A 15,716-nucleotide genomic window follows, 5' to 3' on the forward strand; every position below is an offset into this window, starting at 1 on the left:
TATCAATCTAAGGATATACAAAGAGGTGAAAAAAATTTGAAATTAATATTGGATGACTCTAAGCCTATATATCTACAAATAGCTCAAGGTATTGAAGATGATATATTAAATGGGCTTTTAAAAGAAGAGGAACAGGTTATGTCTACTAACCAGTTTTCAGAGGTTTATGGTATTAATCCTGCTACCTCAAGAAAAGGAATAAATATTTTAGCTGAGGAAGATATACTGTATAAAAAAAGAGGAATAGGTATGTTTGTTAAATCGGGGGCTAAGGAATACATAAAGGAAAAGAGAAGGAAGAGTTTTTTTAAAGAATTTGTTTTAAAAACTATTAAAGAAGGAGAAAAAGTTGATATAAACAAAGAGGAAATTATAGATATGATTAAAAACTATGGGGGGAATGACAGTGAATAAAAACATTTCCAAAATGTATTTGAGGAGAGATAGATTTTTTCTCTTGTACTTAGTGATTATATCAGTTATTTTATCAATGCTAAATGAGTATAGTACTAAATTAGTTCTGCCGAATAATTATAGTGCTAAATTAATTATGTTTATATCTACTTTAAAAGTGCTTGGTAGCTTTGGAAGCAAGGATTTTAAAATGTTCATTTTCCTTAGTTGTACAAGAAAAAAATATTATATAAATAAGATAAAAAGCTCCCTCATTAATTCTTTATTTCTTTCAATAGTATGTACTATATTGAATTTCTTTGGAGAAGAAATTCATATTATTAAATATATTATTATAATATTTTCGTTCTATTTCATTTTTTATATTTTACTTAGTAGTGTGGAAATATTTATTGAAGTTTTATCTATAAGCCAATATGCAGCAGTGAAATTTGGTGTGTTATTTTTTAGTTTCCCATTATATGTTAGGTTTATTATATTTGGTCCTATTTTTTTTGGGGATACAGAGTGGATTTTAATGAACTTTATTCCATATTTTTCTGGAAGCCTAGCTTTAATTTGTTTTAATATGTTTATGTCCACTGTTGCTTTAAAAACTACAGAAATATAATTGTTGGAGGATATGTTATGGATTTAGCAGTAAGCATAAAAGAGTTACATAAAGTATTTAATAATAAAAAGGTTTTAAATAATTTATCTTTGGATATAGAAGATAATAAAATTTATGGATTAGCAGGAAGAAATGGAGCTGGCAAGACAACCTTACTAAAGATAATAGCTTGTCATTATATAAAGAATTCAGGAACTGTAGAAGTTTTTGGAGAAGATCCTTTTGAAAATGAAAAAATTCTTTCTAAAATTTGTTTTGTAAGTGATGGAAATAATTTTATGCCTAATATAAACTCTAAGGAGATTTTTGATATAGCAAAAATATTTTATCCTAATTGGGATGATGATTTTAAAGAAGAACTAATAGAAAAATTTAATTTAGATGTGAGTAAGAGCTACGGAGATCTTTCTAAGGGAATGAAGTCCATGGTGAGCATAATAGTAGGACTTGCTAGTCGTGCACCTTTAACAATATTTGATGAACCATATTCAGGACTCGACCCTGTAGGAAGAGAGATATTTTATAGGGCGCTTTTAGAGGATTATGATAGATACCCTAGATGTATAATATTCTCTACCCACTATTTAGAGGAAGTAAGTAGGCTTTTTGAAAGTATAATTATTATCCATAAAGGTAAATTACTTTTATGTGATGATGTGGATAGTTTGAAGGAAAAATCTTTTTATATAAGAGGAAAAAAAGAAAGGTTAGAAGAGATATCAGAAAAATTCAATATTTTAAACAAGGAATTTCATGGAGAAATAGGAACCCTTGAAATATTTCAATACTTATCTGATAAGGATAAAGAAAATCTAGAAGAAATGGGTTTGCAAATAGAAACTATGCCTCTTCAGAAATTTTTTGTAAGTTTAACTATAAAGAATTAGGTGGGGTATAGATGAAATTAATAAATAAAAAAAGATTTAATTTTCAATTTAATAAATATTTTTTAGAAGGTCCTTTAATACTGTTTTTTTTATTTAGTATTTTATTTGAAATAATTGGATTTTGGTTCTTATCTTATGATATTAGCGAGCCATATAAAGGTATTAAGATTAATGTTTTTTTAATATTTCTATATTTTTCTCTTCCTAGATCCTATGATACAGAAAATTTTAAAAAAGAATTAAGTTATTTTATAAGTTTAAACTATAGTAGAAAAGAATATTTTAAGAATAAGACAATATTAATTAACTTAGCTATAAGTACTTCCGTCCTATTTTCTACAATTTTAATATTTATGCTGCTTACTTCTACAGGACGTTATAATGTATTCGGGTATTTAGGATTTGTTATGGGAAAAAATTTTATTTCTTTTTTTAAAATAAGCTTCATAAATATTATTATTTATAATTTATTTTATACCTTTATTCTTATAGTAAAAGTTTTATTTATTAAAGTTATACCTAATAGAGTAGGGAATTTTATATTTAATGTTGTATGGTCTATAGTATTCTTACTATTTTGGCGTGGGTTAAATGATATTTACATAAATATACCAGTACCCAATATTACTTTGATATGTTCTATATTATTTATTCTTATAGCATATTATGTTTACTATAAATTTATTATGAGTTTGGATGTTTAGTTAAAGGAGTGTCATATGAACACTCCCTATTTATCTATTCTATATCAAATGTCAAACTATGCTCTTCTTCTTAAAATAATTCTTTTGCTACTAAAATAAGTGGCAAGAAAATAAGAACCATAAACAATGGTAATTAGAATTGCCGTTATAATTATATTACCTATAGCATTAATATTCCCTGCATCCCTTATCACATCATTTGCCACTTTTATTCCTACTATTGAATGTATACATGCTAAAGCAAGAGGTAACATAAAATATATAGCTATCTGTTTAAATAGAGCTGAGTTTATAAGGCTGTCATCAGCACCCACTTTTCGTAGTATATCATATCTATGCCTGTTATCTGCTGCTTCTGAAAGCTGCTGTAATGCAAGTATTGCAGTGCTTGTTATAAGAAATATTATTCCAATATATATCCCTAAAAAAGATATTATAGCCCGTGAGCCTGATGCTATAGATTTAACTGCATCACTGGTAAGGGCTGATATTTTAACTTCATCTTTTTTATCCTTGTGACTATTACCAAGTGCATTAAGGTCAGTTTCAAGCTTTCGCTGCATGATTCTACTATCTCCTTTACAGTTAAAAGACAACATAGTTTTATACACTTTGCTTCCCTGAACCATTTTATCAGGTACTACAATTAAAAGTAATATATCAGTTGCCAGACCTGTTGCAATACCATCTGTCAGAGCTTCTGGATATACTTCATAGTCCTTTCCCGATATTTTAATAGTATTTTTCATTTTTGCATATTTTGAGAGCCCCTCTTTTAAATCTGGGGCAAATTCCGCATAATCGGAATATATGGCAACCTGATTTTTAGAAAGGCTTATCCCTCTCTTTCCCTGAAGTTTCATAAGCTCGTTATAATCCGTAACCTTCAGAAGATAAAGAGGAGATTTCATATTAATACCATTAACACTTTCAGGTTTATATTCTTGTACTTTTTCAAGTATTATTTCCCTGGTAAATTCCTCTTTTGTATACTGATACAGTGAAAACTCCACAAACTTATCAGTATAGTCATAAAGGTTGAAGTCAAACTCCTTAAGCTTTCCCTCAATGCTCGTCCCTCCCTTTGTCTCAAAGGATGCATCGTAGGGTGCACAGTATCTAAAAGCCTTACTCAATGCATTATTTATGCCGAGTCCTGTTGAAAGTATAGCTATGGTACAAAAAAGCATAAGACATATGAAGGACATGGATATGTGTGCCGTGTTTATTCTTGAGTTTATCTGACGTAGAATAAACATGTTAAGATTTTTAAAATACAGTTTCTTATTTGATTGTACGAGTTTAAGAAAAAATCCCGATAATGACGCAAAGAACAGGAATGTGCCAGCAGCACCAAGTATGATTTCAAACAGAAGCATTTTATCAAAAGATATAATTCCGTTTTTCAAAACCATTTTATAGGCGATGCCAATTAATATAATAGATAACATAAATAGTGTAGCTGTAAGCACAGGATTCTTAAACTTTTGTTTCTCATTCTGCTTTTCAGCGTTTATTAAATCAATGAGCTTATATTTAGATATTGATATACCACTCATAGCCATAGCAACCAGAAATATTATACTAAAATAAATAATGCTCTCACCAAAAGCTTTTGGAGAAAATATGAAACGATACCCGGTCATATCAACTTGTAAAAGCCTTGCTGTTACTACTGAAAGGCCCTGGGATAAAAACACTCCTACCAGAAGCCCTACTCCAAGGGACAATATGCCTATTATAAATATTTCTACAACGAGTATTCTTGCTACCTTTCCCTTTTCCATACCAAGAGTCATATATATTCCAATCTCTTTCTTTCTCCTTCTTATGAGAAAGTTGTTTGCGTATACAATTAAAAATCCAAGTATAATGGATATAAATACTGAAATTATACTCATTAGCTGAGTTAGCAGTTTCATCATCTCTGATGTTGATTCCGATATATCCATCATCGCCTTTTGTGCTTCAATAGAGTTGAAAATATAAAATATGCAAACACCAAATGTAAGAGTAAAAAAATACAAGGCATAATCCTCATAACTTTTTTTCACATTTTTAAAAGATAGCTTAAAGTACATTTCCTGTGTCACCTCCAAGAAGAGTTACCACATCAATTATTTTATTAAAAAACTCCTTTCTGATACTCTTTCCTTTTATGAGTTCATTAAAGAGTCTGCCATCCTTTATAAATAATATCCTGCTACAATAGCTTGCAGTAAAAGCATCATGAGTAACCATAAGTATAGTTGCATTTAAGTCTTTATTTAAACTATCCAGACTTTCAAGGAGCATGCGAGCTGATTTAGAATCCAGGGCCCCTGTAGGTTCATCTGCAAGTATTATTGCTGGTTTTGATATTATGGCTCTTGCTGCCGCTATTCTCTGCCTTTGACCTCCAGACATTTCATAGGGGTACTTTGAAAGTACATCTGCTATTTCAAGCTTATCTGCCACTTCTAACACTCTTTTTTCCCCTTCTCTATGATTAACTCCCGATATGGACAATGGAAGTATAATGTTTTCAAAGCCCGTAAGGGTATCTAAAAGATTAAAGTCTTGAAATATAAATCCCAATTCCTCACGTCTAAAACGTGCAAGAGAGCGACTTTTCATTTCGGTTATATCCTTACCCCTTATATAAATATGACCGCTTGTAACTGAATCAATGGTAGATATGCAGTTAAGCAAAGTGGTTTTTCCGCTACCGGATGCACCCATTATGCCTATAAATTCTCCCTCATTTACAGAGAAACTTACATTATCAATAGCCTTAGTGATATTAGCCTTGTTTCCATAATATTTTTCAACATTAGAGACCCTTAATATATCTGTCATATAAATACCTCCATCTTCATGATGGTTTTATTTTAATATAATGCTTTCTTAGCTACCATAATTTTTACTTACAGAAAGCTTACATTCTTGTAACAAATGAAAAAAGCTCATATTCCCTTATCTTATATCCATCATAGCACTTTTAGGAAATATTATGCTTATTGTTGTACCTTCACCGTATTCTGAATATGCCTTAATTGAAAGACCAAGCTTGCCACAAAGTTTTTTACAGATATAAAGTCCCATACCAGTAGACCTTTCATTTTTTCTACCGTTAGTGCCCGTAAATCCCTTATCAAATATTCTTGAAAGCTGACTTTTTTCAATTCCTATGCCATTGTCCTCAATAGAAAGCATAATACTATTTTCCATTTTTTCTGCACTAACTTTGATCCTAGCATTAGACTTATTTGAATATTTTACGGAGTTTATAAGTATTTGATTTAGTATGAAACTAAACCATTTAGCATCTGTAAAAACAGTCATATCTAAATTCTCTACTTCTACTCCCACTTTATTATGAATAAAAATTTTGGAGCTTTTCTTTAAAACATTAAAACATAATTTTTCTAAATTCACTTCTTTTATTAAATAATCTTTTTCCACAGTATTGCTCCTAGAGTAAAACAAAACTTGCTCCACAAAAGCCTCTATTTTTTCAAGATCTTCACAAACGCTATCCATTGCTTTACTCTTATTGTTCTGAGCTATCAGCTTTGAAGAGGCAATAGGAGTTTTTATCTCGTGTACCCAAAGCTCCATATATTCCCTATATTCCTCCTGAATAAACTTATACTTGTTTATTTCCTCCAGCATTGCTTTGTTTGAGCCCTTGATTATATCATACAAAATTATTCCCTCTTTAAATGTAGGAGGAATAATCATCTCTGCAATGAGATTTTTTCTATCAAGAGAGTTAAAAATAAGTATAAGATTTTGATAAAATCCTTTCTTATTAATATATTCAAAAGTCAATGGAAGAACTGTACCTATTATCTCTAAAACTACTATAAGCAATGCCAAAGTAGGCCCTCCAACGGGATTTAAAGCCCATATGATTAAGAAGGTTAAAAGCGTTACCACGGACATTGATATGATATATACTATTTTCTCCTTCAAAAAATCATATAGCTTCACTTTACCATGTACCCCCGTCCTCTTTTTGTTTCTATAACATTATCAATGCCTACTTCTTGAAGCTTTTTACGAAGTCTATTAACATTAACTGTAAGAGTATTGTCATCTATAAACATGTCACTGTTCCAGAGCTGAATCATAAGATCATCACGACTCACTATAGTACCCCTGTTTTCATACAGCAATGTAAGTATTTTTAGCTCATTTTTAGTAAGCTCATATTCAACCCCATTATGTTCAACAGTGCTTTTAGAAAGGTTTATAAGAAAATCCCCACACTGAATATAGTCTTTCACAATTTCCCTTGAAGCTCTTTTCAGCACAGAGGATATATGTGCAAGAAGTATCTGAGTGTTGTAAGGTTTTGTTATAAAATCATCGGCACCAAGATTCATAGCCATGAGTTCATCAATTTCCGTATCTCGGCTTGTAACTACTATTATAGGTATTTCAGACTTCTTCCTTATTTCACGACATATATAGTAACCATCAAAAGCAGGAAGATTAATATCTAGAAGAATAAGATTAGGCTTCTTAGAGAGTGCATCTTCTATTATGCTTTCAAATTCTTCTGTCGCTTCACATACATAACCATTTTTCGAAAGAAATGTAGAAAGTTCTTCACGTATTTTTTTATCATCTTCAATAATAAATATTTTCCTCATAAAATTATCCTCACATCTAGAAATACAATATACATAATACAGACTTGTTATGTTGTAATGCATTATTGTAAAACTGTATTATATTTTCAAAGAGATTTTTATCCTTTAATCCAAAATCAAATACAATATTCATATGCTCAGCTAGCTTTCTACACTCATCTTCAATATCAGTTTTGTCCAATTGTTGTATTAACATGTTTATTTTATTCAATGGTACATAGCGTAATATATAGTTATCATTAAAGCTAGAGCAATTTTTAATTTCTTCAAAATCTTCTTTTGTAAAACTATCACTATCTCCATATGTTTTTCTAATATGTTCATAGATTTGTTCATCACTTACATTATTCATTTTCATCTCAATTTCCCAGTAAGAAAATTGACTCTCTATTTTATTTGTTCCAAATAATGCGGCAGATAAAATAAAATTTGGTTCACATTCTTCAATTTCTTCAATATCTATTGGAAAAGCTTCATAAGCAATTGTACTTAAAAGACAATTTTCTATATTTACTTTTATATGATTGTCCTTCTTAGAAGTTCTTCTAACTTTCTTATTAATCAAATCTTGTCCCTCAAAGGAATTGAGTTGTTCTTCATCTATTTCAATTAATTTAATTTTTGATATGTTCACCGCCATACCCGTACCCTCCGCGCATAATTTTGTAATGTGAAGTATATACTATTATGAATTAATTATAGCATATTATTCCAGTGTCAAAATCAATAAAAAACTCTTTGGCCTTTTCTTCTATCTTTAACCAAATAGTTTCTGTTTAATTACTTCTATTGAATTACGATGTAAAAATACCGTAAAATTCACTTTTGAATAATACGGTATTAAAATACATTATTGATTCTAACATTTTATTGGCAAGTTCTATGTTGTAAAGACTTTATTCCTCAATAAACTTCATCAATTCTTCATTAAATTTGTCTTTCTGGTCATAGAAGGATGCGTGACCGCTATATTTAAATGGTATAAGCTTTGATTTTTTAATGCATCGTTTTTGTATTTCACCTAGTTCGAATGGGACAACTTTGTCATGAATGCCATGAATAATTAATGTTGGAACCTTTATTGTTTCTAAATCATGAAATAGTTCTTCACGTAACCAAGTATTTGCAATGGCAGCAGTTGACCACCCTGCTGCTTGTAATCCCAATTGTAAGAACCAATCGGAAAATGGCTCAGTTATATTCTGAAAGAAAAATATATCACCGAAATCACTCAACATTTTAGGGCGATCACTGTATGTTCCTTTAATAATTTTGATTACAACTTCCTTATCTAAACCATAAGGAAAGTTAGGACCTTTGGTAAGTCTAGGAGCTGCTGCTGCAAAAAGAGCAAGTTTGCACACACCATATCCTTTATGCCTAGCCATATATCTAATAGCAATTGCCCCACCTGTTGAATGACCTGCCAGTATAAAGTTTTGTAATTTGAGTGCCTCAACTACACATCTGACATCATCAGCTAATCTATTGTAATCATATCCTTCCCATGGCTTATCCGATTCACCAAATCCTCTTTGATCTATTCCAATACATCTGTATCCTCTTTTAGGAAGCTCATCAAACTGATATTCAAATAATTTATGGCTTCCAGGCCAACCATGCAAAAACACAATTGTTTTATCCCCTTGTGGGTTAAGATCCTCTACATAAATTTTTACATTGGGCTCTACTTTAACATAGTATCCCATGAAAATACCTCCAATATTAAATGGCTATATTCACATGTTATTCACTTAACTACAGGTTTATGAATGAAGAATATATTTTTCAGCCGCCAACGCTGCTATAGTTCCATCTGAAACCGCTGTTGTTATCTGCCTAAATCTCTTATCCCTTACTTAAAAATCTTTCTTCATTTGGAATTGGAAGCTTCTTTGGTGTTGCCCCCGTAGAAATTATAATTGCCTTAGGTCTATATATAAACTTTTTTGTTCCAATTAATTTTTCATTATCCTTTAAACTAACATTAAGGATTTTGCTAAGTCATTACCTGATACAACTTTAAACCCAGGGTAGTTTTCTATAGTATAGCTATTTCGGACTACTATTTAGGCAGCTATTCTGACTCAAGTATCATATTTTTTTTAGCCTTCCCGAATTACCAGTGGCATTTCTAAAAAAACTCCTTAAATTTACAACTAATTCTTGATTTGTGTTAATCTATATTAAAAGGTATATTACTATAAAAATACTTTTAATTTCTCAACATTTTCTTCCTCGAACTTTTGCAGCCCTTTCATTAAAGAAACAATATCATCTTCTGCTTCTTTATATTTCCTTACATTTTTTATTGCGTCTATAATCCCCATATTACTTCCTAAAATCATCATTTCAGAAACATGAGAGGAGGTTTTATCGTTTAACGTTTGAAGATTAATCATAAGATAAGTTTTTATCTTATTAAAAGCACCTATACCCTTTTCATCATACCCATTTTTATTAAGTATTTCTTTAGCTGACTGGTGGATTTCTTCATAACCCTTTAACTGTTCATGCAAATGATCTTTGAATTTTTTATCTTCAACAATTTTAATCAACTGCTGAATTGTATTCACACCCATTTGGGAATTTTGGTATATAAAATTTAAAAGCTCCGCATTTCCATTCATGTTTTAACACTCCTTCCTTAAAATAGTTTTAACTGAAATAATGAAAAAAATTCATTACATAAAAGAAGGCACCCATTTATAGATGCCTTCTTTTATCAATGTTGTAATTTATATTATCTTTCTTTTTCTGCAATATATTTTTCTGCCGCCAATGCTGCTATGGTTCCATCTGAAACCGCTGTTGTTATCTGCCTAAATTTTTTATCTCTTACATCCCCTGCTGCATATACTCCTTGTATGTTGGTCTGCATATTTTCATCTGTAATAATATATCCATTAGGCGTAAGATTTAAATACTCTTTAAATAAATCTGTCTTTGGTTCAGTACCAATATATGCAAAAACCCCATTAAGTTCAATCTCTTTCTCTTCACCAGTTTTCGTATTTTTTACGATCGCTTTATTTACAAAATCTTTACCTTCAACATTAATTAGGTCCCAATTGTACATAACTTCAATTTTAGAATTATTTGAAACCTCATCTAGAGTTGATTTTTCACCTCTAAAATAATCATATCTTCTAATCATTATAACCTTTGAAGCAAATTTAGTAAGAAATAAAGCTTCCTCTAAAGCTGAATTTCCTCCACCCACAACTCCCACTACATTGTTCTCATATATTGCTCCATCACATACGGCACAATAGTGAATTCCCTTACTTAAAAATCTTTGTTCATTTGGAATTGGAAGCTTCTTTGGTGTAGCTCCTGTAGAAATTATAACTGCCTTAGGTCTATATATGAATTTTTTTGTTTCAATTAATTTTTCATCGTCCTTTAAGCTGACATTAAGAATTTTACTAAATCTCTCAATTTTAACTCCTAGTTCATTAGCTTGTTCTGTCATTAAATCTGCTAAATCATTACCTGATATAACTTTAAATCCAGGATAGTTTTCTATAGTGTAGCTGTTTCGAACTTGGCCTCCTATTAATTGATTTTCAAGTAAAATCATATTCATTTTTGCTCTTGCAGAATATATACTAGCAGTTAGGCCAGCTGGTCCTCCACCTATTATTAACAAATCTAAATCTTTTACTTCTTTATTCATATCCATACTCTCCCTAATAAAACTTTTGGGAGGACAAAATTACTGCCTCCCTTTATATACTGCATTATAATCCTAATATTCTGTCAATGCTTTCTTGGTCAAAGCCAACAATTATGTTTCCATCCAAATCAATTACAGGCACACCCATCTGTCCTGATTTACTAATCATTTCAGCGGCAGCTTTATCATCCTTGCTGACATCATATTCTACATAATCTACATCATTTGATTTTAAATAATCCTTTACCACTTTGCACCATGGGCAGGTAGGTGTTGTATAAACTATTACATTCATATTTTTATCCTCCTATATTCAATATTTTATATTTTTTATTCCACATCAATTATGTTTTACTAAAAACCCATGTTTATGCCCATTTCATATTTATACGTAGATAATTTAATGAGAAATACTTCTTAAATGCATTTTATTTCTTGCATATATATATATTATAGTCTTTATGTCATGATAGGTTCTTTATTTTCATAAGATTTTTATAAAATCGCTAAACATTGAACTTTATACTCTACAACCTATTTGCATTTATTATATAGAATATACTTAGCGTTATAAATATAAAAAAACTTGCTATTGATTCTATAATCATATAACCTATAATTATAATTTTTAATTAGGAGGTCTTAACTATGAAGTTTACTTTTAATCACAATAACATTAATGTTCTTGACCTGGAAAAAAGTATAGATTTTTACAAAAAAAATTTAGGATTAGTAGAAATGAAACGTATCCATGCAGAAGATGGTAGCTTTATCTTAGTGTTTCTAGGAGATGGCATTACTGGTCATAGTTTAGAATTGACTTGGTTAAGAGATTGGTCAACTCCTTATAACTTAGGAGATAATGAGTTTCATCTTGCTTTCCATGTAGATGATTTTGAAGAAGCATATTCTCTACATAAAAATAATCAATGTATTTGCTATGAAAATAAAGCCATGGGCATTTACTTTATATCAGATCCTGATGGCTATTGGATTGAAATCATCCCTGCAAACCGTTAGATTATAATCAATCAAAAGTAAATGTTAACTTTAATAAAAAAGTAGGAAATAATAACTTCCAGTTCTGTTAGGATCCTTATGGCCATAACAAAACTGGAAGTTATGCTTTATGATAGAGTTAAACTATGATTTTACCCATAACCACTGGATGCTTTGCTCCTGTTACTGAAGGAACATTGTTATAGTTCCCATGAATAGTTTCATTAGCTAAAACAGCAAAAGCTATTGCTTCTTTAGCATCGCTGGAGTAGCCAAAAGCTTCTTGTATTTTTATTGAAATCATTGGCAGTCTTTGCTCTAGCATAGAAATTAATGTATTATTATAACTTCCTCCACCACCTATAATTACTTCATCTACATGGTATTTATTAAACACATATTTTTCGTAATGATATGCTATAGATTCTACAGTGAAGGCTGTTACCGTGGCAACAATATCCTCTTTACATAAGTTCATACTAGAGCATTTATCAAGTAAACTTTTAGCATAATCTACACCAAATACTTCTCTTCCTGTAGTCTTAGGAGGTAGGGTTTTCATATAAGGATGATTCATCATCTCATCTAAAAGCTTCTTATGAACTTTCCCTTTTCCAGCAATAGTTCCATCTTTATCAAAACTTTTCTCTCCATTAGTTAATTCCAAAACCACTCTATCTATAATCATATTTCCAGGCCCCGTATCAAAAGCTATAACTTGGTCTAAGGTAGAGTTTTTAGGAAGTATTGTTGCATTGCCTATGCCTCCAATATTTTGCAATATTCTAGTTTTATTTTCACTTCTATAAAGTAAATATTCCGTATATGGAACTAAGGGTGCACCATGACCTCCTGCTGCTACATCTCTCACACGAAAATCCCCAACAACTGGAATATTTGTCCTTTCAGCAATAACACACAACTCTCCTATTTGTAATGTACTATTTTGAGGAATATGATAGATTGTTTGTCCATGAGATCCTATGAGATCAATATGGCTTAATTCAATTTTATTTTTATTACAAAGAGAAATAACTGTATGGGCAAATAGTTCACCTAATTTAAAATTTAATCTGCAAATTTTCTCTACATTTGAACTTTCGATAGAACAGCATTGGAGTATTTCCCTTCTAATCTCATCTGGCATTGGTAAGTTATGAAAATATATGGGCTTTATTTTAGTATTAATTCCATTACCCTCTATCTTAACTAACGCACAATCTATACCATCTAATGATGTGCCTGACATTAACCCTACTACTAGTTTTTTATCTTTATTATATAATTTAATAAGCTTTTCCACCTAATCACCTAAATCTTTAAATGTAATTAGCTCTATATTTTCCTCTCTCAACCATTGTTTTAATTCTTCACTTGTTAAAATTTTTAATTCTTCTGCTCTATTTTTATTATAGGAGCTGATTTGTTCTAATTCTTCATCACAAAAAGCAGGGTGACACATAATTTCAATAGTACCATGATTTAAATCTTTTATTATAGATTTAAGATTATCAAGAGTGGCTTTTTCACCATAAAAATCCAAAGTAAAATAGTCTGTGGTTTTAATGTCCATTTCATCGTATAATTTTTCACACTCCATATTAGAGCTTCTTAAGGGTACATTATACTCCTTTGCTAAATTAGCCACAATTTCACGTACTCCATCGTACATATGAATATGATGATGGCCATCCATATGGCTTAAATCCATTCCCATTTGAAGAAATCTATTTATTTGAGCTCTAAGCTCACGTTCGGCCTCATCTAAATTCATAGCTGGACATAATTTTTTAGTTCTTTTATAAAAAACTCCTCTCTCATCTATTAAGGATGGTACTTCTTTCTCACTTAAAATTGGCTTTCCGCAAGTTAATGTTAAGTGGATTCCTAAAGAAGTAATACCATTTTCTTTTGCTAATTTAACAGCTTCTTCTGCTTTTGGCATGTTGATCATTAAAGTTGTACTGGTGACAACTCCATTTTTAATAGCTTCAATAATTCCTTTATTGCATCCACTAGTTAATCCAAAATCGTCTGCATTAAAAATTATTTTCTTCATTATATTCCTCCGTTATACCTATACTAATTCTTCAATTTTACTTTTAAATTGTGGTAGATATTCACTATTATCAATAAGTATATCATTTAATAATTTTTTAGCCACTGTAACTGAAGGTACAAGAGGATGTACTGCTAAAGCTTGCAATGCTAAGTTATAATCTCCTTTTACTCCAGCTTCAGCTGCCAATTCCTCATAAGCTTTTACAGCATTAATTAAACCATAAATTTTAGGGGACAATTTTCCAACTTGAATTGGATGAGCCCCTATTTTATCTACCACACAAACAACTTCTATTACTGTATTTTTTGGCAAACCTTCTATTGTTCCATTGTTTTTTACATTTACCACATGCAGCTCCTTTTTATCATTATATATAGCACTAATTAAAGATACAGCTGCTTCTGAATAATAGGCTCCTCCACGTTTTTCAAGCTCTTTTGGTTTTTCTTGAAGATTCACATCTTTATATAACTCAAATAACTCCCTTTCAACTTTTTGTACCTGCTCCGCCCTTGTTCCTTTCCCATCTTTTTCTATAGACTTTTTCTCCTCTTCTACTATTTGATCTGTCATGTAATAATATCTATGGTATGGGCAAGGCAACATATCCAAAGAATTTAAAAATTCTTTATCCCATTTTAAATCAGGAATATTTTTCATGGTAAGAGCTGCACCATCACTGAGCTTATTAAGTATTTCTCGGGTAATATCTTCTTCATCTAAATATACTCTTTGCCCCCATACTAAATGGTTTAATCCAACAAAATCAATTTTTACACGACTGCTATCTACTTCCAAAATATTAGAAACCATTTTAACCATTCCAATAGGTACATTGCATAAACCAATAACTTTTACAGGGGTAAATTTTTCAACTACTTCTGTAATTAACCCTGCAGGATTGGTAAAGTTTATTAGCCATGCATTTGGTGCTAATTCCTCAATATCTTTACATATATCTAATATAACAGGAATTGTTCTCATAGCCTTTGCAAAACCACCAGGACCTGTAGTTTCTTGTCCTAGTACATTATATTTTAAAGGAATTCTCTCATCTCTGGCTCTAGCTTGAAGACCTCCTAATCTGAATTGAGTGGTAACAAAGTCTGCATCTTTTATAGCTGCTCTTCTATCTGTAGTGAGGATAACTTTCATATCCACTCCGGCTTTCTTTACCATTCTTTGAGCTAGCGCTCCCACAATTTCTAACTTCCACATACCTTCAGGAATATCTACTAAATGAATCTCTCTTACAGGAAGTTCTTGATACCGTTTAATGAATCCTTCAATAATTTCAGGAGTATAACTACTTCCACCGCCAATAATAGCTATTTTTAATTTTTTCATTTCCACCCTCCTTATTTGTTTTCCAACTCATTAATACGCTTATATAAACCTATCATATTCTCTATTAAGCTCTTTTCTGCTAACGCTGTCATCAAATGGTCTTGGGCGTGAACCATAAGCAAAGACATTTCCACTTTTTCACCGTTAATTTCGCTTTGTATCATGGCTGTCTGTGTTTTATGAGCAATTTTTATTTCCTCCTCTGCCGCCCCTAAATGTTCTTTTGATTTTTCAAAATCACCGTTTTGTGCAGCCTTTAAAGCGTCATATGCTTCCCCTCTTGCATTTCCTCCATGTAAAATTATTTCAAATATTAACTCTTCGATTGTCATTTCCATACCCCCTCATCATACTATCAATGAAGCACCAGTGTT

The 15,716-nt window shown here is 30.8% G+C and carries 18 protein-coding genes, 1 pseudogene and 1 riboswitch; of the genes and pseudogenes, 5 read left to right on the top strand and 14 right to left on the bottom strand.

Annotated features, from left to right (window positions below):
- The first annotated feature begins 36 nt into the window (after positions 1-36).
- The 4 genes from KQI86_RS02800 to KQI86_RS02815 are packed head-to-tail and all read left to right on the top strand — an operon-like array spanning position 37 to position 2,615.
- A complete protein-coding gene (locus KQI86_RS02800; RefSeq protein ID WP_216437636.1) occupies positions 37-414 on the top strand; it encodes a GntR family transcriptional regulator in 378 nt (125 codons plus the stop codon).
- Positions 407-1,024 (top strand): hypothetical protein, encoded by a 618-nt coding sequence (locus KQI86_RS02805; protein WP_216437637.1) that lies wholly within the window; start codon positions 407-409, stop codon positions 1,022-1,024. Before KQI86_RS02800 ends, KQI86_RS02805 begins: the two co-directional genes overlap by 8 nt.
- Before the next feature lie 17 nt (positions 1,025-1,041).
- Positions 1,042-1,911, top strand: coding sequence for an ABC transporter ATP-binding protein (locus KQI86_RS02810; protein ID WP_216437638.1), 870 nt, complete (start codon positions 1,042-1,044; stop codon positions 1,909-1,911).
- 11 nt (positions 1,912-1,922) lie between these two features.
- Complete coding sequence (locus KQI86_RS02815; protein ID WP_216437639.1) at positions 1,923-2,615, top strand: hypothetical protein; 693 nt, start codon at positions 1,923-1,925, stop codon at positions 2,613-2,615.
- A gap of 56 nt (positions 2,616-2,671) precedes the next feature.
- On the opposite strand, the gene KQI86_RS02820 is transcribed toward KQI86_RS02815, so the two are convergent.
- From KQI86_RS02820 to KQI86_RS02860, 10 genes and pseudogenes are all read right to left on the bottom strand, one after another.
- The gene (locus tag KQI86_RS02820) at positions 2,672-4,696 is read right to left on the bottom strand and encodes an FtsX-like permease family protein (protein WP_216437640.1); all 2,025 of its coding nucleotides are present in this window, start codon (positions 4,694-4,696) and stop codon (positions 2,672-2,674) included.
- A complete protein-coding gene (locus KQI86_RS02825; protein ID WP_216437641.1) occupies positions 4,686-5,453 on the bottom strand; it encodes an ABC transporter ATP-binding protein in 768 nt (255 codons plus the stop codon). The genes KQI86_RS02820 and KQI86_RS02825 overlap by 11 nt, the downstream gene beginning before the upstream one ends.
- Positions 5,454-5,570: 117 nt before the next feature.
- Positions 5,571-6,590, bottom strand: a complete 1,020-nt coding sequence (locus KQI86_RS02830) for a sensor histidine kinase (protein ID WP_216437642.1) — start codon at positions 6,588-6,590, stop codon at positions 5,571-5,573.
- Entirely contained in the window at positions 6,587-7,255 is a 669-nt protein-coding gene (locus KQI86_RS02835) for a response regulator transcription factor (RefSeq protein ID WP_216437643.1), read from the bottom strand. The genes KQI86_RS02830 and KQI86_RS02835 overlap by 4 nt, the downstream gene beginning before the upstream one ends.
- 16 nt (positions 7,256-7,271) lie before the next feature.
- Positions 7,272-7,895 carry a hypothetical protein gene (locus KQI86_RS02840; protein ID WP_216437644.1) on the bottom strand — a complete coding sequence of 208 codons (624 nt, stop codon included), beginning with the start codon at positions 7,893-7,895 and terminating at the stop codon, positions 7,272-7,274.
- Positions 7,896-8,151: 256 nt separating this feature from the next.
- Positions 8,152-8,964, bottom strand: coding sequence for an alpha/beta fold hydrolase (locus tag KQI86_RS02845; RefSeq protein WP_216437645.1), 813 nt, complete (start codon positions 8,962-8,964; stop codon positions 8,152-8,154).
- Positions 8,965-9,106: 142 nt separating this feature from the next.
- A pseudogene (locus tag KQI86_RS20095) lies at positions 9,107-9,318 on the bottom strand (thioredoxin-disulfide reductase); the annotation flags it as partial.
- An 18-nt stretch (positions 9,319-9,336) separates the two neighbouring features.
- Positions 9,337-9,415: riboswitch (cobalamin riboswitch) on the bottom strand.
- A gap of 41 nt (positions 9,416-9,456) precedes the next feature.
- Positions 9,457-9,885, bottom strand: coding sequence for a hypothetical protein (locus KQI86_RS02850; protein ID WP_216437646.1), 429 nt, complete (start codon positions 9,883-9,885; stop codon positions 9,457-9,459).
- A gap of 113 nt (positions 9,886-9,998) precedes the next feature.
- Positions 9,999-10,934 (bottom strand): thioredoxin-disulfide reductase, encoded by a 936-nt coding sequence (gene trxB, locus KQI86_RS02855; RefSeq protein WP_216437647.1) that lies wholly within the window; start codon positions 10,932-10,934, stop codon positions 9,999-10,001.
- Between the two features lie 64 nt (positions 10,935-10,998).
- Entirely contained in the window at positions 10,999-11,229 is a 231-nt protein-coding gene (locus KQI86_RS02860; RefSeq protein WP_216437648.1) for a glutaredoxin domain-containing protein, read from the bottom strand.
- Between the two features lie 353 nt (positions 11,230-11,582).
- Between KQI86_RS02860 and KQI86_RS02865 the strand changes: the two genes are divergently transcribed.
- Positions 11,583-11,954 carry a VOC family protein gene (locus tag KQI86_RS02865; protein WP_216437649.1) on the top strand — a complete coding sequence of 124 codons (372 nt, stop codon included), beginning with the start codon at positions 11,583-11,585 and terminating at the stop codon, positions 11,952-11,954.
- Between the two features lie 118 nt (positions 11,955-12,072).
- Here KQI86_RS02865 and KQI86_RS02870 read toward each other — a convergent pair whose 3' ends face one another.
- Genes KQI86_RS02870 through KQI86_RS02885 form a run of 4 tightly spaced genes read right to left on the bottom strand, consistent with a single transcriptional unit; the run spans position 12,073 to position 15,674 of the window.
- Complete coding sequence (locus KQI86_RS02870; protein WP_216437650.1) at positions 12,073-13,236, bottom strand: anhydro-N-acetylmuramic acid kinase; 1,164 nt, start codon at positions 13,234-13,236, stop codon at positions 12,073-12,075.
- Positions 13,237-13,992, bottom strand: a complete 756-nt coding sequence (chbG, locus tag KQI86_RS02875) for a chitin disaccharide deacetylase (protein WP_216437651.1) — start codon at positions 13,990-13,992, stop codon at positions 13,237-13,239. It lies immediately after the preceding gene.
- An 18-nt stretch (positions 13,993-14,010) separates the two neighbouring features.
- Positions 14,011-15,342 carry a 6-phospho-beta-glucosidase gene (locus KQI86_RS02880; RefSeq protein WP_216437652.1) on the bottom strand — a complete coding sequence of 444 codons (1,332 nt, stop codon included), beginning with the start codon at positions 15,340-15,342 and terminating at the stop codon, positions 14,011-14,013.
- Between the two features lie 11 nt (positions 15,343-15,353).
- Complete coding sequence (locus tag KQI86_RS02885; protein WP_281417148.1) at positions 15,354-15,674, bottom strand: PTS lactose/cellobiose transporter subunit IIA; 321 nt, start codon at positions 15,672-15,674, stop codon at positions 15,354-15,356.
- Positions 15,675-15,716 lie beyond the last annotated feature (42 nt).

It is taken from the genome of Clostridium mobile (assembly GCF_018918285.1).
In the GTDB taxonomy this organism is placed as follows: Bacteria; Bacillota; Clostridia; order Clostridiales; family Clostridiaceae; genus Clostridium_AW; species Clostridium_AW mobile.